Origin of the sequence: Sporosarcina sp. E16_3, assembly GCF_017347125.1 — a bacterium.
GTDB lineage: Bacteria > Bacillota > Bacilli > Bacillales_A > Planococcaceae > Sporosarcina.
The window spans coordinates 71,110-98,070 of record NZ_JADPRX010000001.1; the positions used below are offsets into that span (position 1 = coordinate 71,110).

General features: G+C 39.7%; 25 protein-coding genes and 2 pseudogenes. 20 read left to right on the forward strand and 7 right to left on the reverse strand.

What is annotated here, in order from left to right:
• Nucleotides 1-99: 99 nt before the first annotated feature.
• The gene (locus I2483_RS00350) at nt 100-1,053 is read right to left on the reverse strand and encodes an urea transporter (RefSeq protein ID WP_255549998.1); all 954 of its coding nucleotides are present in this window, start codon (nt 1,051-1,053) and stop codon (nt 100-102) included.
• Between the two features lie 277 nt (nt 1,054-1,330).
• Here I2483_RS00350 and I2483_RS00355 point away from each other — a divergent pair, with 277 nt between their 5' ends.
• The 3 genes from I2483_RS00355 (at nt 1,331) to I2483_RS00365 (ending at nt 3,888) form a co-directional block, all read left to right on the forward strand.
• Nucleotides 1,331-2,137 carry a transporter substrate-binding domain-containing protein gene (locus tag I2483_RS00355; protein WP_255550230.1) on the forward strand — a complete coding sequence of 269 codons (807 nt, stop codon included), beginning with the start codon at nt 1,331-1,333 and terminating at the stop codon, nt 2,135-2,137.
• 21 nt (nt 2,138-2,158) lie between these two features.
• On the forward strand, nt 2,159-2,833 hold the full coding sequence (locus I2483_RS00360; protein WP_207173135.1) for an ABC transporter permease subunit: 675 nt from the start codon (nt 2,159-2,161) through the stop codon (nt 2,831-2,833).
• Nucleotides 2,834-2,919: 86 nt separating this feature from the next.
• Complete coding sequence (locus I2483_RS00365) at nt 2,920-3,888, forward strand: proline dehydrogenase family protein (RefSeq protein ID WP_207173136.1); 969 nt, start codon at nt 2,920-2,922, stop codon at nt 3,886-3,888.
• Nucleotides 3,889-3,944: 56 nt separating this feature from the next.
• Here I2483_RS00365 and I2483_RS00370 read toward each other — a convergent pair whose 3' ends face one another.
• The 3 genes from I2483_RS00370 to I2483_RS00380 all read right to left on the reverse strand — a co-directional run bounded on the left by I2483_RS00370 (nt 3,945) and on the right by I2483_RS00380 (nt 7,362).
• Complete coding sequence (locus tag I2483_RS00370) at nt 3,945-4,961, reverse strand: DUF1646 family protein (RefSeq protein ID WP_207173137.1); 1,017 nt, start codon at nt 4,959-4,961, stop codon at nt 3,945-3,947.
• 379 nt (nt 4,962-5,340) lie between these two features.
• Complete coding sequence (locus tag I2483_RS00375) at nt 5,341-5,670, reverse strand: hypothetical protein (RefSeq protein ID WP_207173138.1); 330 nt, start codon at nt 5,668-5,670, stop codon at nt 5,341-5,343.
• 201 nt (nt 5,671-5,871) lie between these two features.
• Complete coding sequence (locus I2483_RS00380; RefSeq protein ID WP_207173139.1) at nt 5,872-7,362, reverse strand: peptide MFS transporter; 1,491 nt, start codon at nt 7,360-7,362, stop codon at nt 5,872-5,874.
• 268 nt (nt 7,363-7,630) lie between these two features.
• Between I2483_RS00380 and I2483_RS00385 the strand changes: the two are divergent.
• Nucleotides 7,631-7,978: pseudogene (locus I2483_RS00385) on the forward strand (DUF1259 domain-containing protein).
• Nucleotides 7,979-7,998: 20 nt separating this feature from the next.
• Nucleotides 7,999-8,238, forward strand: coding sequence for a hypothetical protein (locus I2483_RS00390; RefSeq protein ID WP_207173140.1), 240 nt, complete (start codon nt 7,999-8,001; stop codon nt 8,236-8,238).
• A 64-nt stretch (nt 8,239-8,302) separates the two neighbouring features.
• Here the strand turns inward: I2483_RS00390 and I2483_RS00395 are convergent, their stop codons facing one another.
• Nucleotides 8,303-9,385 carry a CdaR family transcriptional regulator gene (locus I2483_RS00395; RefSeq protein WP_207173141.1) on the reverse strand — a complete coding sequence of 361 codons (1,083 nt, stop codon included), beginning with the start codon at nt 9,383-9,385 and terminating at the stop codon, nt 8,303-8,305.
• Nucleotides 9,386-9,509: 124 nt separating this feature from the next.
• Between I2483_RS00395 and I2483_RS00400 the strand changes: the two genes are divergently transcribed.
• From I2483_RS00400 to I2483_RS00410, 3 genes and pseudogenes are all read left to right on the forward strand, one after another.
• Nucleotides 9,510-10,643: a glycerate kinase gene (locus I2483_RS00400; RefSeq protein ID WP_207173142.1), complete on the forward strand. Its 1,134-nt coding sequence runs from the start codon at nt 9,510-9,512 to the stop codon at nt 10,641-10,643.
• A gap of 13 nt (nt 10,644-10,656) precedes the next feature.
• Nucleotides 10,657-12,003, forward strand: a complete 1,347-nt coding sequence (locus tag I2483_RS00405) for a GntP family permease (RefSeq protein WP_207173143.1) — start codon at nt 10,657-10,659, stop codon at nt 12,001-12,003.
• Nucleotides 12,004-12,249: 246 nt separating this feature from the next.
• Nucleotides 12,250-13,843, forward strand: a pseudogene (locus tag I2483_RS00410) (long-chain-fatty-acid--CoA ligase).
• 61 nt (nt 13,844-13,904) lie between these two features.
• Here the strand turns inward: I2483_RS00410 and I2483_RS00415 are convergent.
• Nucleotides 13,905-14,762, reverse strand: a complete 858-nt coding sequence (locus I2483_RS00415) for an ABC transporter permease (RefSeq protein WP_255549999.1) — start codon at nt 14,760-14,762, stop codon at nt 13,905-13,907.
• The gene (locus tag I2483_RS00420; protein WP_207173144.1) at nt 14,743-15,672 is read right to left on the reverse strand and encodes an ABC transporter ATP-binding protein; all 930 of its coding nucleotides are present in this window, start codon (nt 15,670-15,672) and stop codon (nt 14,743-14,745) included. The genes I2483_RS00415 and I2483_RS00420 overlap by 20 nt, the downstream gene beginning before the upstream one ends.
• A gap of 344 nt (nt 15,673-16,016) precedes the next feature.
• Between I2483_RS00420 and I2483_RS00425 the strand changes: the two genes are divergently transcribed.
• The 12 genes from I2483_RS00425 (at nt 16,017) to I2483_RS00480 (ending at nt 26,761) form a co-directional block, all read left to right on the forward strand.
• Nucleotides 16,017-17,897, forward strand: coding sequence for an ABC-F family ATP-binding cassette domain-containing protein (locus I2483_RS00425; RefSeq protein ID WP_207173145.1), 1,881 nt, complete (start codon nt 16,017-16,019; stop codon nt 17,895-17,897).
• An 18-nt stretch (nt 17,898-17,915) separates the two neighbouring features.
• Nucleotides 17,916-19,046, forward strand: a complete 1,131-nt coding sequence (locus I2483_RS00430) for a conserved virulence factor C family protein (RefSeq protein ID WP_207173146.1) — start codon at nt 17,916-17,918, stop codon at nt 19,044-19,046.
• A gap of 97 nt (nt 19,047-19,143) precedes the next feature.
• Nucleotides 19,144-19,569: a hypothetical protein gene (locus tag I2483_RS00435; protein ID WP_207173147.1), complete on the forward strand. Its 426-nt coding sequence runs from the start codon at nt 19,144-19,146 to the stop codon at nt 19,567-19,569.
• A 162-nt stretch (nt 19,570-19,731) separates the two neighbouring features.
• The gene (locus I2483_RS00440) at nt 19,732-20,931 is read left to right on the forward strand and encodes a Bcr/CflA family multidrug efflux MFS transporter (RefSeq protein WP_207173148.1); all 1,200 of its coding nucleotides are present in this window, start codon (nt 19,732-19,734) and stop codon (nt 20,929-20,931) included.
• Between the two features lie 127 nt (nt 20,932-21,058).
• Nucleotides 21,059-21,499 carry a hypothetical protein gene (locus tag I2483_RS00445; protein WP_207173149.1) on the forward strand — a complete coding sequence of 147 codons (441 nt, stop codon included), beginning with the start codon at nt 21,059-21,061 and terminating at the stop codon, nt 21,497-21,499.
• A gap of 193 nt (nt 21,500-21,692) precedes the next feature.
• Nucleotides 21,693-22,502, forward strand: a complete 810-nt coding sequence (locus tag I2483_RS00450) for an N-acetylmuramoyl-L-alanine amidase family protein (protein WP_207173150.1) — start codon at nt 21,693-21,695, stop codon at nt 22,500-22,502.
• A gap of 339 nt (nt 22,503-22,841) precedes the next feature.
• The gene (locus I2483_RS00455; protein ID WP_207173151.1) at nt 22,842-23,315 is read left to right on the forward strand and encodes a helix-turn-helix transcriptional regulator; all 474 of its coding nucleotides are present in this window, start codon (nt 22,842-22,844) and stop codon (nt 23,313-23,315) included.
• Entirely contained in the window at nt 23,305-23,697 is a 393-nt protein-coding gene (locus I2483_RS00460; RefSeq protein ID WP_207173152.1) for a hypothetical protein, read from the forward strand. The genes I2483_RS00455 and I2483_RS00460 overlap by 11 nt, the downstream gene beginning before the upstream one ends.
• Before the next feature lie 238 nt (nt 23,698-23,935).
• Entirely contained in the window at nt 23,936-24,238 is a 303-nt protein-coding gene (locus tag I2483_RS00465; protein ID WP_207173153.1) for a hypothetical protein, read from the forward strand.
• 441 nt (nt 24,239-24,679) lie between these two features.
• Nucleotides 24,680-25,114: a BrxA/BrxB family bacilliredoxin gene (locus I2483_RS00470; protein WP_186670698.1), complete on the forward strand. Its 435-nt coding sequence runs from the start codon at nt 24,680-24,682 to the stop codon at nt 25,112-25,114.
• The gene (locus I2483_RS00475; RefSeq protein ID WP_207173154.1) at nt 25,114-25,893 is read left to right on the forward strand and encodes a class I SAM-dependent methyltransferase; all 780 of its coding nucleotides are present in this window, start codon (nt 25,114-25,116) and stop codon (nt 25,891-25,893) included. The genes I2483_RS00470 and I2483_RS00475 overlap by 1 nt, the downstream gene beginning before the upstream one ends.
• Before the next feature lie 268 nt (nt 25,894-26,161).
• Complete coding sequence (locus tag I2483_RS00480) at nt 26,162-26,761, forward strand: YpjP family protein (protein ID WP_207173155.1); 600 nt, start codon at nt 26,162-26,164, stop codon at nt 26,759-26,761.
• The last annotated feature ends 200 nt before the right edge of the window (nt 26,762-26,961 follow it).

Here is a 26,961-nt window from a genome sequence, read left to right on the forward strand (position 1 = left end):
AACTCCTTTCGAAGGTTATCCTAGTCCGAAAATATAATAATTACCTTAAAACAAAACCCGCAAAGCTACTTGCGGGTTTTGTTTTAATTATGAATGCACTTACTGCTTTTCTATAATTTGTGACTCAAACCTGGGTATCGTTTTCCTCATCGCTAAAAACAGCAATGTACTAATGATAAAAGGAGATGTTAATACAGGAAGTCCATTCGGATTTAGTATTAAATCCATACCTGCAGCTATCGGGACCGTCATTGCCGCGGCAAATATACCCATAAGGGGGAAGTAATTATTATTTTTATCGAACATTAGACCCACAGCAATCATTGTTAGCACGGCATTGTAATTATAGAGACCTAGATCTAGCAATTCTACATCTACTCCTAGCGAGTATGCTGTTAGCCAAGACACGAATGTCCCAATGGTCGCATAGACACCAAATCTCCAGCCAGCTACGAAGAGAGCAATTAGAATAAGCGATCCCGCCCATAAAGAGTCAATGATGAATACTTCACCGACACCTTTTATTAAACCGAGTAAGAAATTTGGTTTACCTTCAACGGGCAGATTCCAGTTAGCGGGAGATGATGTGACAAATGACGGGTTTATATGCAAAGCGTCAAACCGGTATGCCGCAAAAAGGCTAATCCACGTGACAATAATAAATGGAAAAGTGAGCAAGGGAATATTCCGTTTGGCTAAAAATTCCGATAAGAAAACCATGAGCAATGCAGCCGCTACTGCGGCAAATAGTGCAATGAGCCAGTTCCAATCATTTTGTAAAAATAACATTACTGCAATACCGGAAAGAATGGAGTTAAATCCGTAGATTCCTTGGCTAACTGCGATTTTGTCACCACCACAATATTTTCCTGTCAACGTACCGACCATAGAAGACAGAAGCGCCATTAAACCAAGAAAGGGAGAGTGTAATATTATCCCTAGTAGGATGAGCCCACCTGAGATTGCATTGTTCATCAACATTACCTGAGAAAACCCTTTGAGTGAATTACGGATCAGATTTTTAGTGCTATCAAACTTGAAAAAGCCCCGCAATTGGGAACATCTCCTTTCACTCTATGAATATGAATGTAATTGTTTATAAATATACCACAATCCCACAACTATTTTTTCATTATTCCCACTAAATAAACGACCAATTCTAAACTATCTGCATACAAAAATCGGAACCATAAGGCTTACATCTTTTCTTGGAATGTATTATAATTTTCAGTGGACAATTAGTTGTAAAAATACTATTTTCAAAAGGAGAATTTCAATGACAAAAGAAAAACATCTTAGTAAAATCATCCTGTCTTTATTACTACTTTCAATGATGGTCGTTTTAGCTGCTTGTGGTGCTGATAGCAACACAAAAAAAGACGACGGATCTAAAACTTCCACTTGGGAGAGCATTCAAGAAAAAGGTGAAATCGTTGTTGCAACATCAGGTACTCTTTATCCAGCATCATATCATGACAGTGAAAGCGAAGAACTGACGGGTTATGAAGTTGAAATTATGAACGAGCTAGGAAAGCGTCTGAACCTAGAAATCAAATACGTTGAAATGGGTTTAGACGGAATGCTTACTTCTTTAAACAGTGGGCAAGCTGATCTAGCAGTGAATGATATTGAAATTACAGAGGAACGGGAAAAGAAGTTCACTTTTTCTGAGCCTTATAAATATTCATTTGGGACAGCTATCGTTCGGAAATCGGATCATTCAGGTATTGAATCACTTGAAGATTTGAAAGGGAAAAAAGCGGCTGGGGCTGCAACTTCCGTTTATATGCAAGTTGGGCGAGACCACGGTGCAGAAGAGGTGATATATGATAATGTCACGAATGACGTGTATTTGCGTGACGTTTCAATAGGACGTACGGACGTCATCTTGAATGATTACTACTTACAGAAATTAGCGCTTGCTGCATTTCCAGAGTTCGAAATCATGATTCATCCGGATATCAAGTATCATCCGAATGTCCAAGCTATCATCATGAAAAAGGACAATGACGAACTACTAAAGCAAGTCAACACTGTACTAGCCGACATGCATGCGGATGGAACAATTTCCGAATTGTCAAAGAATTTCTTTGGTGGGGAAGATGTATCAGTTGAACAAGTCTATGATTTCGAATAAAACGAAAAGGCGGCTTTTACTGTGAGTGGAATTGAATGGCAACACATTTTCGATTTACAGCTTGCCATCGAATCATTTCCGTATATTTTGCAAGGGATTGGCTATACCATATTCATTTCTTTTGGCGGTATGCTGTTCGGGCTGATACTTGGCTTTTTCCTAGCATTAGGTAGAACGTCTAAATTAGTACTATTCAGGTGGCCAACACGTATCTTTATATCCTATATGCGGGGTACGCCGATGCTTGTATTCCTATTTTTACTGTATTTTGGCTTACCGAACATTGGAATTCAATTCTCAGCCGTCACAGCTGCTTTAATAGGCTTCAGCCTTCACTCTTCGGCTTATATGGCCGAGATTATCCGGTCGTCGCTTAACTCGATTGATAAGGGGCAATGGGAAGCTGCCACTGCTTTAGGGATGTCCTACTGGCAGTCATTGTTTTTTGTGATTTTACCACAAGCAACACGAATTGCTATTCCACCGTTGTCGAACGTTTTGCTAGACCTGATCAAAGCCTCTTCATTGGCTGCGATGATTACTGTGCCCGATTTGTTTCAACGCGCAAAAATCGTTGGGGGCAGGGAGTTCGACTATATGACTGTTTATATTTTGGTGGGCCTAATCTATTGGGGCATTTGTCTACTTGTAGAAGTGTGGCAAAATCATTTGGAAAAACGTTCTACGTACAACTAATAATTCTGTATCCAGCTATCATTTCTGCAAAGCATAGCCATGTGATATAATTAAAAAATAAAAAACAATATTGAGGAGCAACTAACATGTTAAAAGACTTCTTTATCGGATTATCCCAAAACCAGCTTTTAAATAGCGCAGCAAAAAAATACGGTTTGAAAATGGGTGCCCAAAACGTTGTAGCAGGAACTAATGTAGCTGAAACAATCCAAAGTATCAAAGAACTTAATGCCCATGGGATCTCTTGTACAGTAGATAATCTTGGAGAGTTTGTCTTTGAAAAAGAGGAAGCAGTAGCGGCAAAAAAACAAATTCTTGAAGTAATCGAAGCCATTCATGAACATGGAGTGGATGCTCACATTTCATTAAAACCATCTCAATTGGGGTTAGATATAGATATTGATTTCTGTTTGGAAAACCTAAAAGAAATCGTTGCTAAAGCGAAGAGTTACGAGATTTTCATCAATTTCGATATGGAAGACCATGCTCGTTTGCAACCTTCATTTGATCTTCTTGATGAGTTATCTGTGGACTATGACAATATTGGAACGGTTATTCAAGCTTATTTCTTCCGCGCTGTAGAAGATATTCAAAAGTATAAAAATTTCCGTTTGCGTATTGTGAAAGGTGCTTATAAAGAGACTGAAGCAAACGCTTATCAAGATAAAAAAGAAATTGATGAAAACTATATTCAGTTGATTGAATGGCATTTATTAAATGGTAAATTCACATCAATCGCAACACATGATCATCATGTCATTAACCATGTAAAACAATTTGTTAAAGACAATGACATTCCGAATGATAAATTCGAGTTCCAAATGCTATACGGTTTCAGAAAGGATATGCAATTGCAATTGGCTAGCGAAAGGTATAATTTCTGTACATACGTTCCTTTCGGAAATGACTGGTACGGCTATTTCATGCGTCGCCTTGCTGAAAGACCACAAAACTTGAATCTTGTTGTTAAACAAGTGTTCAATAAAAAAACAAATACAATTCTTGGATTGGCTGTCGGAGCTTTCGCTCTTGGAAGAGTTACCAAGAAGAAATAAATAAAATTGAAAAGGATGTAAAATGGGGAACTCCTCATTTTACATCCTTTTTCAATTTACCCGACAGTTACGATCACTACGAAGTAAATAACCATTGCAATCAAGCCAATCGGAACACCAAAACGAGCCCATTCGCTGCTTTTAATATGTAGTTTTCCAGCAGCGATGATATTTGGGATATTTCCCGGTATTAACATGCCACCACTAATTAATAGTCCAAGTAAAAGAGCTTTAATTGTTGAATCATTCATAACGGGGCTGATTTCTGCCGCAGCTAATGTAGCGTTATCGAGCACTGCTGAAATCATATTAATCCAATATAATACAAGAGGATTTAAATCTAAGAGGTATCTTTCGATAAATGGTTCGAAACCTGCACCAAGCAGCGTCAGTGCCATTACGAACAAATACACTTTAATCCCACGAATAATGATATCCATATACGATTCAGTTCCTTGATTAACTTTCAAGCTACTTAACTTATTCGAAGGCTTAATAATAATTGCCGCCAGTATTCCAAAAGCAATGACGCCCGGAATGATATCAGGACCAAGTAAACGTAACAAATAGAAAAAGTCAGCATCCAATTTACTAGTTGCAATTGTTGACAGGGGTTCCCCTATTGGTGTTAGAACAGCACCAAGCCCAATTGAATAACAAGCGATTATGACAAGGCGGATTTCCGATTTACGGTCAAGACGCAAAACGCCTACAATTGCGACCAGTACAATTGCGGCAATAATTGCTGTTATAACACTCGAAAGGATTCCTAAAACGATAACGATAAGTGCTAAGAATAAGCGGAATGGAATTGCTTTGCGCATGCCTCGTATGCTTTTTTCAAAAGGTTTCTGAAGCCATCGGAACAATAATCCTGCAATAAATACGGCTAGGGTTATATGTATTGGATCCTCCAGCGCTTTAACAATCAAAGCTGAGTCAAGTACTTGACTGACAAGTACCGCGGAAATCCCCATAATGAATAAAAAAACTTCCAAGTTCCTTTCAACTATTTTTACTGTGAACGGCAAAAATAATACCAGTATTAAAATAATTGATAAGCCAAGTAACATAATTAGCCTCCTTTTCATTCTAATCTAAAAGTAGAGTCAAGTTCATCTTATCATTGAAACGGAAATAGAAAAACAGTTTATCTGTTAAATAAATCAGAAGGAATAGTAGTGTCGTCTACTCTGAAATCAAAAAGCATGAACGGTATGAGGTAACGGATTCTCTATTCTGATGAGCAAGTGAAAAACAGTAGAAATCAAATTTTTTCAGATGTTTAATACACAAAAAAACCGCTTGGGTTATCTAAGCGGTTTGGTTTCTTACTACACTCAATTGAATAAAAATTTCATCTCCAAAAACTTCGTGTATTGCGCAATTAGCTCCGCTTTTTTCATTAGCAATTAGAATAGTTAAAATAATGACCCACTCAATTTAGCTCGTTTATTTATATTTTGCATCGTCCTCCTTTTCTAACCGTTTAACAATTCTTTCTAATAACTTATTGAGTGTCTCTACATCAGTATTCTGCGAGTTATTCTGTACTTGTTCCTTTTTTAAGTCGTCAATTTGACTCTGTAATTTATCAAGTTCTTGTTGCTGCTGAATGTCAGAAATCCTACTTTCTTCGATTGAAATAGCGCCACCAAGAGTTTGGAGGGCATCCCCAAATGTAGAGATTGCTGAACCCCATAATGCAATTTTAGCACCAGTATCCGATGAACTATCATTTTTTTGTGATCCGCCATTGAATAATGAGTCGTATCTACTCAAAATCATCGCCCCTCAACCATATTAACTAACGAATATTTTCATTCTATTAGATAGTTTATGTTCATACTATTGAACAGGGAACTTACTGCTAAATAGCCATTGTTTAATTGACCGCATGTTGTTGTTTTCTAGATTAAAAACGTATGATGAAAAAAACAGCCCCGTATACTCACGGGACTGCTTGTTATATTTCAAGCGTGTTTAGCGTACGCCTTTCATAAACCGCTGGATAACCGGTGACACTGCAAATAAGAGGATACTTATGATAATCGCAGTCCCGCCAATGATTCCGAAATACATCATTTCGGATTCTGGTGTGTATAATTTTACAAGCTGTGCGTTAAGCGCTTGCGCAGCTGCGTTCGACAGGAACCATAGACTCATCGTCTGTGCAGAGAACGCTGCAGGCGCGAGTTTCGTCGTTGCAGACAATCCGACTGGTGATAAACACAGTTCGCCTAAGACGACCATAAAGATACTTAGAATCAACCACATCGGGTTCACAAGTGTATCTGTCCCGCCAAAGTAACCGGGAAGTAAGATGACAATGAATGATAAACCGGCAAACAGAAGACCTAGGGAGAACTTCTGAGGAATATTCGGTTGCCGATCACCAAGTTTCATCCATAGCCATGCAAAAACCGGTGCCATTGTAATGATGAACAATGGGTTAAATGATTGGAAAAAGGCAGGTGAAATTTGATAGCCTAAAATATTAAGATTTGTTCGTGTATCTGCATAGACAGCAAGAATTGTTGAGCCTTGCTCAGCAATTGCCCAAAATACGACAGCTGACAGGAAGAGCGGAATGAACGCAATAATTCGTGACCGTTCCACATCATTCGTTTTTGGACTTCTATACATAACAACAAAATAAACCGTTGGAATAAGGAAGCCGAGGATCCCGACAATTACAATGAATGATTCAAAAGTCAACCAGCCACGAGGGATGGCAATCGCAACTAGAATCCCAATTGTTACAGCGGCAATTGTGAAAATTGAGAATACTTTTTTCTTCTCTGTCGGTTGCAATGGATTTTGAACTTGTGTACCTGCAAGACCAAGATTTTTCTTTTTTGTTAAGACGAAAACTAATAATCCGAAAAACATCCCGACTGCAGCAACTCCGAATCCTAAATGGAAACTTGTTTTCATTAAACTGCCGACGATTAGTGGAGAGATGAATGCACCCAAGTTAATACCCATATAGAAGATGCTGAATCCTGCATCACGACGGTTGTCGTTTTCAGGGTAAATGTCACCAACGACACTTGAAACGTTTGGTTTAAGTAATCCTGTCCCAATTACGATTAGAATCATCGAAACAAAGAACAGTGAGATGTTACCGGGAATCGCAAGTGCAATATGACCAAGCATAATGAATATTCCACCATAAAATATTGCTTTCGATGTACCGAAAACTCGGTCAGCCAACCAACCGCCAATAATTCCCGACATGTAGACCAAGGAACCGTAAATTGACACGATGGACAAAGCGACTGTTTTATCTAATCCAAGTCCACCATTCGATACCTCGTAGTACATATAGTACACAAGGATTGCTCTCATACCGTAATACGAGAAACGTTCCCAGAATTCTGTGAAGAATAATGTGAACAAACCTTTAGGGTGCCCGAAGAATCCTTTTTGCGGGACACTCTCCACGATCTGTTTCTTAGTTATCTGTGACATCATGCTACCTCCTTCATATTTTACTATAATACAATCAATCGTTTTCAATTGTCAAAAATAATTATTGGAAACGCTTTTATTTCTAATAACGCCTTTATTTAGACGTTTCTATATACTGGAAACCTTCTAATAATAATAAATAGATATTTTATAATAACGAATTAATTATTTAATAAAAGTTTAAAATTTTAGCACACATGTATAACTGTTGTTTTTCATAGAGTGAAGGGATGATAGAAACTAAATCCGAAGGGAATTCTGTAATTAAGTGGAGAAAGGAGTTTGTTCGGTAACCTTTCGTAGAAATATAATGGTGACTGTTTAAGGACGTCCAAGTACACCAGTCGTCCTAGCGAGCGACTTGTTTGAATCACCGGATGAAAAGGGTGTCGCATTAAATATGGCTGAAATTGCAATTTTGGAAAGTGAGATTCCAGTATTCCTGCACTCCATTACTCAGCAAGGGATGATTGTCAGTGTATTACATAACCAGTGGCTTAATATACAACCAACAATCATGTACATTGATATCCAATCCGTTGATCCCACACTTGATTTCGCAAGCAAATTAGCTTATTCATTTACTTTATTGAGCAGTTATCCGGTTGCAGACTAATTATTCGAGGAGGAGAAACGTTGGAAATCTATGATGTCGTTTTAATTCCGCTTATCATTGGAATCGTATCTTTGTTGAAGATGTATGGAATGCCGAGGAAGTTATTGCCGGTCATGGCTCTTATCTTCGGTGTTGTAGGGGGCATAATATACATTTATCCTGAAGATATTAAAGCGGGTATACTCGTCGGTTTGATGATGGGTTTATCTGCAAGCGGATTGTATTCTGGTGGGAGAACGGTGATTGAGAAAACGGAATAGAGATAACGTGAAAATCCCCTTAGGAAATGAAGACTTAAGGGGGGGGGTGCATATGTATATATAGTTATTTTTCATCTAATAAAAGAGCAATTTTCAATAACACTGCTTCGTGAAAATTTGAAGGGTTATAGCCACTTATTTCTTCTATCTTCCGTAGCCGGTACGTCAATGTATGACGGTGAATTTCTAAGGTTGAGGCCGCTATCGTGTTGTTCTGATTGCTAGAGAAGTAGACGGATAGTGAATGCTTCAATTGTTCATTCAACCCATTCAAAACCCTATTGGAAAACCGGGTCGTTTCAGTAGATGAAGTGTTCCTTTTCAGTAGAGCCAACAATTCGACGTCCTCAAAGTAGATAAGATGTTGTGTTGGTTGTGCAAATTGTAGTGCATTTTTAGCGGTGGTATAGGAATAGTGAATTTCATCCAAAGATCTGGCGGAATAGCCAATGCCGATTCTCACAAAGGAGTCTTTCTTCAAAGTAGGTAGTAATGTAGAAAGCTTCTTTTTTAAATTAGCTTCCGTCATTCCGCTTATTAAAATGAATACTTCATTTAGCTGTGAATGACCAATTAGAACGGTGTTTTTTTCAAATTGATCTTCCAACTTTTCAATGATTCTTTGTGAGGAAGGTAGGAAATTTTCAAATTCAATTAATAGCGTTGAGAACGGACTAATTGTGCTGAATTCCAAGAGGGAAAGCCTTTCCTTAACAATCAGAGAAAGTGGTTCGCCACTCACTAATTCTTCGAAAATCAGCTCCTTCAGCTTTCGTTTCCATTCTGCACGTGAGGAGATGAGTGATTGGTGAACCATCATTTCAGTTGTTAATTGTACAAGTGTTGCAATCTCTCGGAGGTCTGTAGGATTACCGGTTATCCCAATGACACCAACTAATTGCTGCTGGAAATGAATGGGCATATTCACACCTGGTTTTGTGCCATGCCATTCCGCTATGTTTTCTTCCGTTATCCACAAAACTTCCTCCGTTTTCGCTACATATGCCGCGCCTTCATGTATTTTATTGATTCGTATTTCTTCTCCAGAAGCTAAAATCATTCCATTTGTATCCATGACATTCAAATTATGGTTTAATCGAATCATGGTTTGCTCAACAATTTCATCAGCAAGTTGTTTTGTTAACATATTCTATCCCCCTTGTATAAATTCTCTGAAAGTATTCTGAATGATTCTATACACTTAGTATAATGTTTTTTTGGAATTTTTCCACTATACTCTATGTAAGCGCTTTAGTTGAGGAGAGATATTTATGATAGTTGTCGTAGCACCAGATTCATTTAAAGGTAGTTTGACAGCCGTTCAAGCGGCGCAATCGATGGCAGCAGGCATTCGTGATGCTGACCCCTCTATCGAGATAGTAATGCTTCCTGCGGCTGATGGCGGGGAGGGGACAATGGATAGCTTAGTTAGAGCTACTGGTGGGGAGACCGTATCTGTCATTGTACAAGACCCGCTCGGCAGAAAAGTTGAGGCAAGTTATGGCATTTTAGGGGATGGAGAAGTATGTGTTATTGAAATCGCAGAAGCCTCTGGGTTAATGCTTTTACAGGAAAATGAACGAAATCCACTAGTTACATCGACATATGGCACCGGTAAGTTAATTGTTCATGCCCTTGACGCGGGTTTGCGTAATTTTATTATCGGACTTGGTGGCAGCGCAACGAACGACGGCGGTGTAGGCATGTTGCAGGCTTTGGGAATGAGCTTTGTTGATGAAAATGGAGTGGAATTAGCGAGGGGTGGGGGCGCACTTGGAGACCTCCATACAATTGACATGCTTCACTTTGATAAACGAATTTCAGAAAGCAACTTCCTCATCGCTTGTGATGTGGAAAATCCATACGTTGGGACTGATGGCGCTTCCGCTGTTTTTGGTCCTCAAAAAGGGGCTTCCCCAGATGTGGTAGATATCCTCGACAGGAATTTAACAAAGTTAGCCAATGTAGTAGAACAACTAACTGGTATTTCTCTCCATGGAAAAAAAGGCTCTGGTGCGGCTGGAGGCGCAGGGGGTGCTTTTCAAGCTTTCTTTCCCGGCGAAATGAAACAAGGTATTCACGTCGTGTTAGATGCAATTTCGTTTGATGAATATGTAACGGATGCCGATCTAGTTATTACAGGTGAAGGCAAAACGGATAGTCAGACGTTATCGGGAAAAACACCATTTGGCGTTGCTAAAGTAGCGCAGAAAAAAGGAAAGCCTGTCATTCTTATTTCAGGTGCTTTGGATGAAGAAAGCAGAGATCTATTGACACCGATGTATAGAGAACTTCATGCGATTGCGGACGGTACAGTTTCATCAAAAGAGTCTATTGAACATGCAAGTCATTATTTAAGAGCAAAAACGAAGAAGGTAATGGAAGATTACTTGACTAGAAAATAAAAGGGGTGTAGGGATGTTATTTGCGGTTATTACTCTTGGTGTTGTCCTCATTGTTTTATTGACAGCGGTTTTCAAAGTTCATCCATTCTTGTCTTTGTTACTTGGCGCATTCTTTGTCGGAATCGCTTCTGGCATGCCGTTATTAACAGTCGTTGAAAGCGTTAATGACGGGTTTGGCGGATTAATGAAATCAATTGGAATTGTCATTGTTGCCGGAACAATCATTGGTGTTATTTTAGAGAAATCTGGCGCGGCATATCGTATGGCGGAAGTCGTTTTACGGTTGATCGGTGAAAAGCGCCCTCAACTGGCTATGTCACTTATCGGGTTTATTGTATCAATTCCAGTTTTCTGTGATTCAGGATTCATTATATTATCAAGTTTAAAAAAAGCACTTGCGAAACGGGCGAAAGTTGGGATTGCATCAATGTCAGTTGCACTTGCAACCGGTTTGTATGCAACACATACATTAGTGCCACCAACACCGGGACCAATTGCTGCAGCGGGTAATATCGGTGCGGAAAATTATTTAGGGACCATTATTCTAATCGGACTTTTAGTTGCGATTCCAGCGGTTATCGTTGGTTATTTATGGGCAGTTAAATTCGCCTCTAAAATAGAAGTGCCAGAAGATACAGAGGAAGGCGGGCTGAATTACGAAGAGATTGTTAAGTCATTCGGAGAAATGCCTTCTACTTTTAAGTCGTTCCTTCCGATTGTCCTGCCTATTCTTTTGATTGGAACCGGATCAATAGCAGCTCTTACTGGTGAAGATACAGGTATGATCAACTTTCTACGATTTTTAGGAGCACCATCTGTTGCGCTGTTATTCGGGGTATTAGCAGCATTTCTTTTACTCCATAAATTTAATGAAGAAACGTTATCAGGCTGGATTGGTGAAGCACTGAAACAAGCAGCTCCTATACTACTCATTACGGGAGCGGGAGGAGCATTCGGGAAAGTTATTTCAAATTCAGGTGTTGCAGATCTAATCGCAAACATGAATATGGACGCGTTAGCTGGTGGTGCATTGTTCTTGCTAATTCCTTTTATCATCGCAGCGGCATTGAAAACAGCCCAAGGTTCTTCAACTGCTTCACTTGTCATCACGTCAACATTAATTGCACCACTGTTGCCTTCATTAGGAATTGAAGGAGCTATTCCACTGGCGCTTGTTGTAATGGCGATAGGGGCCGGAGCAATGACTGTCAGCCATGTAAACGACAGTTTCTTCTGGGTTGTCACCGAATTCAGTGGTATGACAGTGACAGATGCGTATAAGGCGCAAACGATGGCAACACTGTTACAAGGCGTAACAACAATTGTAGTTACGATGTTACTATGGATTGTTCTTGTATAACTATATAGGTTGAATTTTTGAATTTCGTATGTGAACTCAGGTAAGCATCGCCTAAGCGCTTTTCAATGGAATCATTATCTAGTAAGGTGAAAAAAGTCTGTTTTGATAGCCTGCATCAGGCAATCAAGACAGACTTTTTTTGCATGTTTAATTACATAAAAACTTATTATTCATAAAAGTGTATACTTTGTGGTGACAGAAGATTCCGGACGGTATATACTATATTAAAATGATGAGGTGATTTGGATGAATACACCATTGGTATTGCCGCAATTCCTCGATCGGGCAGTTGCTTTATATGGGGGGGAAAGATGCTGTACATTGTGAAGGTCGTGTTTTTACATACGCTCAACTGAATGAAAGAGTCAATCAGCTGTCTCGTGGTCTGCGTGATTTAGGCATTCAAAAAGAAGACCATGTCGCCTATTTAGCAGGGAATTCGCTAGAAATGCTGGAAGGATTCTATGGTGTTTTTCAAGTAGGTGCCGTCATGGTACCGCTAAATATTCGATTGAAGCCTGAAGACTATGTATTTATCTTGAATCATAGTGAATCTAAGGTGCTTTTTGTAGATCAAGATCTTTATGAATTAATTAAACCTGTGATAGATCAATTTAAAACAGTTAAACATATTATTGTTCATTATAAAGATACTGAAACACTAGAAACGGGCTATGACGACTGGCTGGCTAGTTATTCGTCTGCTTCATTTGATCGCGCTGAACTGGGTGAAAATGATGTGTGCAGCTTGCTTTATACGAGTGGAACAACGGGAGATCCAAAAGGGGTCATGTTGACGCATCGTAATAATTATCTACATGCGCTTAGTACGATGCATCATTTGAGGGTCACTGACTCGGATGTCTATTTGCATGTGCTCCCAATGTTCCATGTCAATGGCTGGGGCTCTCCTTTTTACTACACTGCAAATGGTGCTACACATATTTGCTCAAGAAAATCGACACCTGAATCCATTTTTAAAGCATTACAAGAACATAAAGTATCCATTTTGCATATGGCACCAACCGTATTAAATGCATTGCTAATTTATCATGATCAGCATCATCCGGTCATCAATCAAGACATTCGCGTGGTGATTGCAGGATCTGCACCGCCTCCTGCTTTCATCACACGCGTCGAAGAAGAGTTAGGCTGGGAATTCATCCAAGTATATGGCATGACGGAATCAGCACCACTTAGCCTAATTTCGACGATTCGCTCGCATTTGACTGATTTGTCAAAACAACAACAGACCGAATTGAAAGCGAAAGCAGGTTACTCGATGATTGGGAGCGATGTTCGAATCCTCAGTGAATTCGGAGAAGAAGTAGCGCGTGATGGAGTACAAGTCGGGGAAGTGGCAGTGCGTAGTCATGGTGTTATGAAAGGCTACTGGAAGAATGACCAAGCCACGGAACAAGCGTTGCAAAACGGCTGGCTTCTGACAGGAGACATGGGGACCATTGATGAAAATGGCTACATCAATATCGTTGACCGCAAGAAAGATGTAATAATTAGTGGCGGAGAGAATATATCATCGATTGAAGTAGAAGGTGTCCTATATGGACATCCTGCGGTACTGGAAGCTGCTGTCATTGCGGTTCCACATGAGAAGTGGGGAGAGACACCGCACGCATATATTGTATTACGCGAACATAAAACCGCAACAGAACAGGAAATCATTACATTCTGCAAAGAAAAGTTAGCCCACTTCAAAGCCGTGACAGGCATCACTATTGTCGATGAACTACCAAAAACAGCATCCGGTAAAATTCAAAAAGTCCAAATCCGAGATGCTTACTGGGAAGCAAAAGGAATAACGGGGCGCTTGGTGAATTAATGAATGTCATAAAAGCTTGCGCGTGCACAAGAGGAATCCCCCTCTTTATGCACGCGCAAGCTTATTTACTTTTCCTTCTCATAACAAGCAGGGATAATCCGAAAAACAGCAAAGTTGTACCAATGAGGTACATAATACTAAATAACTGAGTAGTTTTTTTACCGTTGATGTCGTACAACATGCCCATATCGATTTCGAATGCTTGTTTCATAGCGACTGGAGCTGTAGAAAAGGCCTCTCGAAGTGGCGCCTCCATTATTAATTGCCGAAACAGCGCAGCTGAATGGGAAACAGGGAAAAGCTTGACAACTGCTTGGATGTAATCAGGCAGGCCTCCAATAGGAATATAGATGCCAGCTAAAAAACCAAGAAGTGTTCCAATGACCGTGCTTGCTGCGGCAAATGCATTTGACGATTTGAAAAAGGAAACCAAAAGAAGCACCATCGATCCGCTTGCCAATACGGATAAGATAATTACGCCGCCTGCCGCTATCATTTTTCCGAACGACAGTACCACTTCTCCAGAAACGAAGAGAAACACATTTGATGCAATGAGTGTGATCATACACATGATGAATCCTACAACCAACGCACTGATGATATAGCCACCCACCAACCTCGTTCTTGAAATAGGAGAAGAGTAAAAATCCATGTATGTTTTATTTGCGCGATCTTCAACCAGGATGCCAAATGAGCCGAGTGTTGTCGTCATTGAGGTTACCGCTAGGATTCCAGCGATGAACCACGTAGTGAGGACTGCCTTTTTTGCGGGGAAATCCGGAAGGCCTTTGGCGGTCATATCACCTAAGAATAAAACGTACAGTGCGATTAAAATAATGACGGCTAGAAGCGAGAAGAAGACAGTGGCTTTATCCCGAAAGTACAATAAGATATTCCGTTTAGCGAACGCTATCATCATGATTCACAGCCTTTCCATTGATGGCAATAAAGACATCATCCAAACTGGATTTCTTCACTTCAAAAGAAGAGATGAAAGAAGTGAATTTCTCTAAAATCGGTATCGCATCCCTCGTATGGCTAAGTCGGAAGTGAAAAAGCGACTTTTCTTCATTGAAATTCAATCCATCCAACTTGAGCAAGCTACGCAGTTCGTCTGCTTGATCCGTAGAAATCGTCAGTAAATCCGTTGAATAGTTATTTTTCAACTGTTCGGGCGTTCCTTTTGCAACGATGCTGCCTTCTTTCATAACAACTACATAATCCGAATTGGCTGCTTCTTCAATGTAATGTGTCGTTAGAAAAACAGTCATGCCTGTTTCTTTTTGAAGTTGCAGTATGGTTGCCCATATGTTTTTTCGACTTTCCGGATCAAGACCTGTTGTCGGTTCATCCAATATTAAAATGTTCGGTTTATGAATAAGGGCGCGCGCAATATCAACTCGCCGTCGTTGTCCACCCGACAATTTCCCATAAGGTCGATTCGAAATAGATTGTATATCCACAACATCCATAACCCGAGTAATCGCAACGTTACGCTCTTGTCGTGTCATCCCATAAAAAGATCCCCTAATCGCTAAATTCTCTTTGACAGTCAATAAAGGATCAAGCAGGCTCTCTTGAAATACAACGCCAATTTCCCGGCGAATGGCTTGGTCCTGTTTTCCAACAGTGTAGCCATTAACAACCACAGCCCCTTGGTCTTGCTTTAGGAGTGTCAATAAAATTGAAATGGTCGTCGACTTACCAGCACCATTTGTTCCTAAAAAAGAGAATAACGCTCCTTCGTCTACGTAAAAACTAATATCGTTTACAGCCTTCAATTTTCCAAAAGATTTCGATAATCGCTCTACTTCAATGATCTTTTTCATTGGATCCCCCCCACTTTTAGCACTAAATGATAATTGAATTATATCATTTATCTGTCAGTTTAGTGGCGCTATATTTGTTGAAATCTTGAATACTGTATATAAACTAGCGTAGGCGCCTCACAGGGGTAGCCGAAGGGGTAAGACTGGCGTAAGGATGGCAGTGTAAGTTCGCGACGTCGTGTCGCAACGACTGCATGACCTGCATCCCGTAGGCCCAACCGTTATGGAGTGGAATCATTCCTTCAACTCACTCTATAAATGTATAAGCAGTGCTTAGTCATTTATTAATCCACTAAAATCGGCTATGATAGGACAAGGTACATATTAGAAATGGAAGTGTTGTCATGAGTCAATTAATTATAGAAAACCTCACAAAGACTGTTGGGGAGAAAACATTGTTTAAAGATATAGCGTTTACGGTCATTAGCGGAGAAAAAGTCGGTCTGCTCGGTATCAATGGAACAGGCAAATCGACGTTACTGTCAATCATTGCAGGAGTCGAACAAGCAGATTCGATTTCGGCCGAACATCCGAATAGATACCGCATCGTTTATTTACCACAAGAGCCAGAAATTGACCCGGAACTTACAGTGATGGAAACGGTGTTCAAGAGCGATGCACCAATTATCAAGGTCAACTTGGAGTATGAGTACGCACTTCAAGCACTTTCGGCAGATCCTGAATCTACACTAAACCAAGAACAATATTCTAAGTTCCAAATCGAGATGGACGATCTATCTGGTTGGGATATAAACTCAAAAGCACGTACGATTTTATCGAAACTAGGTATTGAAACCTTCGATAAGAAGATGGGCGAGCTTTCTGGCGGACAGAAAAAACGGGTAACACTTGCAAAAGTACTGATTGAACCTGCTGATCTCTTGCTGCTTGATGAACCGACTAACCATCTCGACGTCGATTCAATTATGTGGCTGTCAGATTACTTGAAAAATGAACAAGGAGCAGTCATCTTTGTTACCCATGACCGCTACTTCTTGGACGAGTTATCTACTAATATCTATGAACTTGCAGATAAAACTTTATATGCACATACAGGTAACTACGGGAATTATCTTGAATCGAAAGCCATCCGCGCGGAGATGGCTGCATCGACGGACGATAAACTTCGAAATCGTTACCGTTCAGAACTGAAATGGATTAGACGAGGTGCGAAAGCTAGATCAACGAAGCAAAAAGCACGGATTGACCGCTTCGATGACCTATCGGAGAAAGTCAAAAAAGAAGACAATGGTGGAGAAATGGAAGTAGCGCTTAAGTCGACACGTCTTGGTAAAAAAGTGATTGAAGCGGTCGGCATCTCGAAGTCGTTCGGCGGAAGAAAAATCATTGATAATTTCTCAAGTATCCTACAATCAGGTGATCGTATCGCGGTTGTCGGGCCTAACGGGGCAGGGAAAACGACATTATTAAATATGTTTTCTGGAGAAAGTGAGCCGGACAGCGGAATCATTGACAAAGGAACGACAGTAAAAATTGCTCATTTCCAACAACACACGCCAATAATGGATGAGAAAAAACGAATTATCGAATATATTCGTGATACGTCGAATGATATCGAAGGTGCTGATGGGGCACGAATTTCAGCTTCACAGATGTTAGAGCGGTTTTTATTTCCTACAAAAGCACACGGTACGCCTATCGGTAAATTATCAGGTGGCGAGCGAAAACGACTTTATTTATTGAAACTGCTAATGGAACAACCAAACGTCATGTTGTTGGATGAACCAACTAATGACCTCGACCTTGAGACGCTTTCTGTTCTGGAAACGTTCATCGATACATTCCCTGGCGTTGTCATCACAATCTCACATGACCGGTTCTTCTTGGATCGTACGTCAACAAAACTATGGGTAATGGATGGATCAGGGGATATCGACACATGGTTTGGTATTTACTCTGATTTCCTTGAAACTTATGTGCCTAAAGAAAAAGTGGTACACGAGCTAATCGTTGAGGTAGAAAAGCCGGCCCAACAGGAACAAAAAAAGAAAATGTCGTACGCCGAAAAGAAAGAGTACGAAACAATTGAATCGGATATCGAAAATGTCGAGAAGTTGATCGAATCGACAGAGGCGGAAATGGCATCCACCGGCTCCGATTACGATAAACTCAGAGAACTGACAGCTACACTTGATGAACTGAACGGCAAATACGACACACTCATTGAACGTTGGTCTTTTTTGCAAGAATTGAATAAATCCTAACGAAAGGGGCAAATACACTTGAAAATTGTAACGATTGAACCAACGCCAAGTCCCAACTCCATGAAAATCGTGCTCGACACGGAGTTACCAAATGGGACGAGTCATAATTATAAAAAAAGTGATGCGGAAACAGCATCATTTCCAGCTTCAGCATTATTGAACATTAATGGTGTAAAAGGCATCTATCACGTCATGAACTTCATGGCGGTCGAACGAATTAGTAATGTCACATGGGAATCGATTCTTGCAGACGTTGAAGCCGTTTTCAATGAGGAACAAAGTGAGCAGACGGAAGCAACAGTAGAGATTGACGACAGCTACGGGGAAGTATACGTACACGTTCAGACCTACAAAGATATCCCTCTTCAAGTGAAAGTGTTCGATAGTGAATCCGAAGAACGATTTGGACTAAGTGAACGCTTTGTGCAAGCGATGGAAAAGGTTCATGGACGTGAAGTGGAAAACTATATTTTGCTGCGTAAATGGGCAGATTATGGAATCCGTTACGGAGAAAAAGCCGAAATCGGTGAAACTGTCAGTCAGGAAATAGAGGCGGCGTATTCAGAAGAACGCTTGCTAGCTATTATACAGCAGGCAAATGAAGGACATAGTGAAGGCGTGCAACGTGGACGGAAAATTTCATTGGAGGAGTTCTCGGTCGACCAATGGGAAACTAGATTCCAGCTACTTGATCAAATTCCTGACCCTGACATGTCGGATGCACCACTCCTTGAACGGGCACTGGACGATGAGAAGATGTCAATTAGACGTCTAGCAACGGTCTATCTTGGTATGATTGAAGACGACGCGGTCATTCCGTATGTTGAAAAAGCACTTAAAGATAAAAGTTGGGCAGTGCGTCGGACGGCGGGAGACTGCATGAGCGACCTTGGTTTCGAAGGGTTCGAACAGGCAGCAATCGAAACATTGAATGATAAAAATAAACTGGTTCGCTGGCGTGCGGCTATGTTTTTATACGAAACTGGAACTGACAAGGCTTTGCCTGCTTTGAAAGAGGCTGAAAACGATCAAGAGTTTGAGGTTAAACTCCAAATCCGTATGGCAATTGCCCGAATTGCTGAAGGCGAAGATGCTAAAGGTTCTGTGTGGAAACAAATGACAGAGGCGCGTACGGCTTCAAAAGAGTAATGTGATGACTACATTTTTCAATATGTTAAACGTTAGTGGATGTGAAAACTTGCATTCTGCTAACGTTTTTTCTAAATGATTAATGGGAGGAAGACATATGAAACTGTTGAAGAACCTTTTCTTTATCGTATTAATTATTGGTGGAGCTGGGTATGGAATCTATTATGTCGGAACCAATATTGCATCTGACAAAATAATGAACGTTGTAACTGCTGAATTAGAAAATAGCGGACAGATAAATGATATTGAGAAAATGGTAGCCGATGACCCTTCATTAATGCGTTTCATTAATGAAGGTGCAAATATTGAAGAAAGTAATCTTCCCTTTACGACAAAAGAGCAGGCAACCAGATTATTAATCAAAAGAATTGGGTTCAGTGAACTCCAAGCGATTCAATCTAACGCCCAAAAGGGTATGACGAATGACGAAATAATGGAGCTATTAAAAGATATTGAAGGAAAACTAACAGAGGAAGAGATTCTAGCATTAAAGGTTATCGCTTATAAAGAATTCCTTAAATAATGCTGATTCCATTCATTAAGTAGTGGGGTTGATTTGAAGCCAAATTATCCCACTATTATGTATGCCATTTTGGTGATATAGTAGACTACTTGTGATTCTTTTTTGGGATTTCATCACAATACATACGCACTATTTTCAATCATAGAAAGGTCGTTAGTGAACATGGGACCACTTAAAGGAAATAAACGAATACGGTTTGCATTACTTCTTGGAACATTAGCAGCGATGGGTCCGTTAACAATTGATATGTATTTACCTTCATTCCCTACAATCGTAAGTGCTTTTGGCACCACTGCCACCTATGTACAGGTCAGTTTAACTGCCTGCTTACTAGGTATCGGGTTAGGTCAACTAATTCTTGGCCCAATGAGTGATGTCCACGGACGGAAAAAGCCGTTGCTCATAGCACTTATTTCCTATTTCGTCGCATCAATTTTATGTGTATTTTCCCCGAATATCGGGTTCTTCATTGCAGCACGTTTTTTACAAGGCTTTGCCGCGGCTGCGGGTATCGTTATTTCAAGGGCTGTCGTCCGAGATTTATATAGCGGACGAGAATTGACGAAGTTTTTCGCTTTACTAATGCTGATTAATAACTTGGCGCCAATCCTCGCACCAGTTCTTGGAGGAGGCATCCTCGCGTTTACTGAGTGGACTGGTGTATTTGCTGTTTTAAGCGCAATCGGCTTTTTGCTATTTGTCATTGTCCTATGGAGAATGGATGAAACATTGCCCGAACAAATGCGCGTTCCAAGTAACCTATCTCATACATTAAAAAACTTTCTGTCACTGCTGAAAAACAAACAGTTCATGGGGTATGCACTTGCACAAGGTTTCATCATGGCCGGCATTTTTGCTTATGTCGCCGGGACACCCTTCGTTTATCAAAATATATATGGAGTCTCACCACAGAAATTCAGCTTATTATTTGGTATGAATGGATTTGGACTAATTATCGGCACCCAGGTAGTAGGACGCTTAACAGGAGTTGTCTCAGAAAAACGTTTTTTGGAATCAGGTTTGTTCATCTCTATCACTTCAGGTACATTGCTACTGATTGCTGTGTTACTGAATGGACCACTTATTACAATCGTTGTACCTATCTTCTTTTTTGTCGCTTCGATTGGTATAATTTCGACATCCTCCTTTTCACTCGCGATGGAAAAGCAAGGGCATATTGCGGGTAGTGCATCGGCATTACTTGGATTACTGCCATTCATTTTAGGCGCAATCACGGCACCACTTGTCGGAATAGCAGGGGAAGAAACAGCAATTCCAATGGGAGCTATTATCTTCGCTTCAAGTTTAATTGCAGTCCTTGCGTATTTTGGACTTTCAAGAGTCAAAGTCGAACAAAACTAACAGACAGCCGCCAGCTCAAATGAGAGTAGGCGGCTGTTTTCTATTATGCGGTGATTGTACACACCGTCACAAATTGCCTGAATATAATGGCAATACCGGTCGAATAGAGGCGTTAGGAGAGAGAGCAGTGAAAGAAGTCATCATCGCGTTAGTCAGTTCTTCAATTACAATCATTATCACAAGTTTTTTTAATTATCATTTTCAGCTTATGAAAGAGATTCGAAACGAAGCGGTTAAATATAAAACAGAAATCTTGAAAAATGTTTATACCCCTTTATTAAAATTACTCGGAGAGGCTATTGTGCCAGGTGACGGATATGACGGGATTACAAAAGAGTCTTTTTTTGAAATTGAAGACATTATTAAAAGAAACTATGAGTTAGTAGATCCTGATTTAGATACGATTATTTGGTCCATTAAAAAGGAAATCAGATGGGAACACTACGAAGATAGTTTAACGTTATTTGATAAAGATAAGCGTTTATTGCAACATGTCGAACTAAATTTCAATTTTTATAGGAAACAATTAGGTTTGCCGTTTAACAAAAATAAACTCAAAAAGTCTTGAAAATTAACTAAATCGGACATATTGGAACGTTAAGTTTTGACATGTCCTATACATATTTATTCTAAAACGGACAAGTGCCGCCATCACAAAACACATAATGAATAGTATAAATAGAAAAGTACTTTTAGATTGCCGTGGGAATTTAAAAAAGACAAATACTTTTTAATAGGACACAAAAAGGAGGTGTCACAAAATGGTTAAAATCGTAATCGATGCTGGGCACGGATTCAATACACCTGGTAAACGTTCTCCGGATGACGAGCGGGAGTGGTCGTTTAACAATAAAGTAGCCAAATACGCTATTGCTAAACTAAAGACATACAAAAACGTGGAAATTCTACGTGTGGATGACCCAACAGGTAAGACGGATGTTCCACTTACTACACGCACAACTCTAGCGAACGAGTGGCAAGCCGATGTATATGCTTCTATCCATCATAATACCCTAGCGGATAAATGGGGCAGCCATAGCGGTATTGAAACATATACAATGGACAACCCAACGGCGAACCAAAAATCAATTGAAATTGCTGGCGCTATTCATCCGAGGATTGTAATGGCTATGGGGATAAGTGATCGAGGGATGAAGCGTGCCAACTTCCACGTTCTTCGGGAATCTGCTATGCCGGCATTCTTAAGCGAGGGAGGCTTTATGGATTCAACAGTTGACATTCTAAAGTTACGGGATAATCACTATTTGCAAGCCCAAGGTGAGGCAATCGCAGAAGGATTGGCTATCTACTTTAAATTGCAGCTGCAAACTTCTTCGGTAGGCAGTCCGATACTATCACCAAAGGAAGGGGCGAATAAATTGTATAAACCATCATCGCAATCACTTATCAATTCGACAAGCGCCGTTTTAAAACGACTTGAAAAGATGCCAGATGGCCCGTTATCTCCAACTTGGCATGACAAGCTATTGAAGGGAACATTGACGGATTCGGATGCAATTGGGCTCTTGTATGTAGCGATTGAACGTGGCCTTTTGGTAGATGAGAAGTAAGTACTTGTCATTTGTTCGTAAGAAGGTGAAATGAAAAAGGTTAGCTGCAACTAGAACCATAGTGAAAACGAAACAAGCCATCTTTTCATGATTGAGAAGATGGCTTGTTTTAATTAACACCTGATTACTGCGATGGTAAAAATGTTAAGGATTCAAGATAGAATACTAATTGAATTAGCGAATGTACAAAGAACCGATTTAGTGGCTTTTATTATAAATTCAAAGTAGTAGTCTGACAAAACCTTAAATAATGGAAAAGTAAATCTTGATACCTATTCCCTATTAGTGTAATATTACACTAATAGGTGTCGTAAGTAACCTTTGGGAAGGAAGTAACATATGAATAAAGAGCAAATGATTGAACTTATTTCCAGTAAAATTAGACTTATTCGGTTAGAAAAAAATTATTCGCAAGAAAAAATGGCAGACATTATGGGTATATCCAAAAAAACACTTATCCAAATTGAAAAAGGAAGAACGTTATCGGGCTGGACAAATGTAATTGCGGTCTGTGCGTTATTCAGAGATAGTGAAATTTTGCGGTCAGTTTTAGGGGATGAACCTTTAGAAATCATTGAAACTATTGCACACAATGGAATAGATAGACCAAGAGATAGGTCGATGGGGGGAAGAGTTTGGTGGCAAGAAATTGATAATCAAGGGAGTTTTCGATTGCAACAAAATGTAATTAGCCAACATTATCGAATTTTAGACGACAAAAATTATAGATGGTATAGCTCGTTTGAAGAGCAAGAAGCCTTAACTCGTTTAAGTGAGTTATTCAAAGGGGAGTCACCTGACGATGGCGAATAGTAAATTTGTTTGGTTGGATCTTATGAAAGTACTATGGTTGATTGTGTCTTTAATTCCAGCTCCGTTCCTTTTCCATTACTATGAATATGGACAGCATATGAAACATGAAGAAGCTACTTTTCTACTCGCGAGTTCTATATTGTACGTGGTAGTATCAGGTCTTTTATCAGGAGCAGTAAAACTGCGTTTCATTTTTTGTGTGAATATAATAACTGGCGTATTATCAGTGTTTTTGGCTACTAATTTTATTGTGGATGAGGGTGGCTGGTTTAAACCTGTTGGCAGAGATGGCGCGGTTATATTTGTTACGTTCGTTTTTTTCACAGGACAATTATTGGTAAGGTTGTTTTTGAGGGCATTTTTCGTGAAAAATAATGCTTGAAATATACCTATATATCAACAAATGACGTAACATAAGCACAATTGTTTACGTAGTTTGAATTTAAAATGTGGTTTTCTTTTATGAAAAGAATAGTTAAAAGTGTTCTTATCTTTTCAGCTTATATAGCTTACGACAAGAATCATACTGTTGGAAAAATAGAAATCTATTTGGAACAAAAGGAAGTTCGTTACGATTTTTAAATAGCAGAATAATGATTTCAAAAGAGGGGATTGAGGATATGAAGGTGATGATTTATAGTTCTTTTGTAATCATAGGTCTTATATTGGCAACCATTTTAGGCACGCTTGGTCAAGATATATCTTATACTTTAAATGAACGTTTCCCTGCAATTGAGTTAACAACAGCTATAACTATCGTAACTTTCATTAGTATTGGATTATATATAATTATCCCTATTTCATTATTTATTTTCAATAAAACTGAGAAAGTATTCCTTATTGTGAGTGTTACTGCATGTGTCTTAATAGGCCTCCCGATTTCTATATGGTCATTTTTTGTTTGGGGGATGTGGATGGGTTAATTTAACAAAATATTTTGCATTAACGGTCATGATTGTTGAAAATCATTAGCCTAATTCCTTGTTCAAGATACGGAGGAGTTAGGCTTTTTATCTTTCAAAATCCATATTGAACACCTTATCAAATAGGACTAAGCCACAGATAGCGGGCAAGGGTCGGATAATCAAGTATTAGCAATAACAACGCAAGGTATGGACAATTTAAAAAACAAATAACTGCATGTATTAAGCGATTAATAGTAGAATGTCCATCCGGTCGTTTTTTTTGTTCACTCAAAAATAAGCAGTGATTGAATGGAATAACTCAAATAAACCATAACAACTAACACAAAACTAACATTTAAAGTGAAGAACCGTGAAAAGATATGAAAGACAAGGTAGAATGGAACTCGTGGAACTTGATTTACTAAGCGATTTTGAACACATATGAAAAGGGGCGAATACATGAATGCTTACGACGAGTACATGAAGGGCATTGTGAAACCGATGCGTGAAGAGCTTGCACAAAATGGATTTACGGAACTAACGACGGCTGAGGACGTTGAAGCAACAATGAAATCACTTGAGGGGACAGCGCTTGTCGTTATCAACTCGGTTTGTGGATGTGCAGCGGGTCTTGCACGTCCAGCAGTTAGAGAAGCATTACAGGAAGCTGAACATAAACCAAATCACTTGTTCACAGTATTTGCAGGACAAGATAAAGAAGCGACAGCTATGATGCGGGATTATTTCCCGGAAGTACCGCCTAGCTCACCTTCTATCGCACTTTGGAAAGATGGGGCACTCGCGTACTTTATTCCAAGAGAACAAATCGAGAATTTTGAGATGGGGCAAATTAAAGACCATCTATCGGAAGTACTCGATCAAGTTTGTAAATAATGAGTACAGTCATCACGACCGCTGGCAGGCCTGATGATCAATCGCTACAACTTGCGTTAGAAGCGTCTGAAATCCTAGGCTATCCGATTGTCGAACGCAAAAAACAAGCGGTTTCCCGAATACAAAACACAAACGGTTCGGATGTTATTGTTGCGGGGAAAAATCGATATGATTTATATCGTATCGGAATGGAAGAACCGTTTTTCTTTCATCCTAATTCTGCAGCATTCAGATTGAAACGGTTATTGAAGGGTGAAACAGATCCGCTAATCGAGATAACTCAATTGAAAAAAGATGATTCGTTTCTCGATTGTACACTTGGGCTTGGCTCTGACAGTATCATCGCTTCTTTCGTAACAGGTGAAGGCGGCAAAGTGTTGGGCGTAGAAGCAGATCCCGCAGTCGCGTTCATAACTGGACGGGGTCTGCGCTCGTTTCCATCTGAGTCAGAGCAACTTGCTCAGGCTATGACTCGGATCGAAGTCATCCAGTCTGAAGCAGTTGAGTTTTTGAGCCAACAAGCGGATTCAGCGTGGGATATTGTCTATATCGATCCGATGTTTCATGCACCTATTTCGGAATCGACCAATTTCACGCCACTGCGTCAAGCTGGCGTGCATAGTACGCTGACAGATGAATGGATAAAACAAGCCCAACGTGTATGTAAGCGGCGGGTTGTTGTGAAAGATCGGTTTGATTCACCCGTATTCGAGCAATTTGATATGGAACGAAAAATCAGACCCAATACGAAGTTCCATTTCGCTTGTATCGAAAAATGAAAAACGCCGTCCTCCTCAAAAATGAGGGCGACGGCGTTTATTGATATTAGTGGGTGAAATTCAATGAGCTAAGATACACGAGCAATGCCAGCATTCCGATACCGATAAACAGATTCACATCCATCAGTGATACCCTCCTTCAAAAAAACATACAATTATCTTCATTTTTATTGTACAATGAAAATAAGAAAGAAGAAACCTTTTCAATACTTTTTCGTCAAATAAACTATAAGTAAACAAAAATTTAATCAATTGCGGGTGAGATGTTATGAAAAAGTGGTTACAAAAGACGCTCATTGTTGCCGTAGCACTCTTGACATTCGGTGCCATTTCACCGAATCATGAAATTTGGACAAACTTACAAGACAAAGACGTTTCGAAACATTCTGCAAGTCCTTTGCAAAGTGACAATTATCCAATTGAATTAGCAGATGCGTACTATGACGATAGTTTAGAAGATAATTCGGACTCCGTAGAAGATTTATTTATCACGTCTGCGAAGAAGCTATCGTACATGAAATTTGGAACAAAAGTTGGTCCAGTAATCGCTGATGAATTTGACAGCATTATTTTCCCGAAAATTGAGGAAGCTATTCAAATGACGCTTGCTAGTTCTGATGATCTACATAAGCGCCGTCTTGCTATCAGCGAAAAGCCTGCCGGGGATTATTCAGAGAAAATTTTTAATGTATATGATCTTGAAGACAGAAAAGACCTTATCCGTTTCCATGTTCGTACTGAAAAAAGGCCGAAAGACGGCTACTACTATAACTTCCACTATCATATTGCCGCAGATGAATTTACAGCTCATCATTCAATCGGTGACATCTATTGGGCAAAAGACACACCTCCTAAGTGGTTATCTTAATCATGGACGGGGGTGTTTTTTTATTAATATTGCGTAAGAACAGACAATTTATAGAATAAGCATGCAGTGAAAAGTCAGCCGACGAACCAAAATCCAATCACTTCATTGCCTTTCCTTTTAAATAATTAGGCTTTAGTATTTTAACGAAAGAAACAGTAAAAGGCTTCGTTTCAAGTTATTATGTATTTCGAAATCGAATT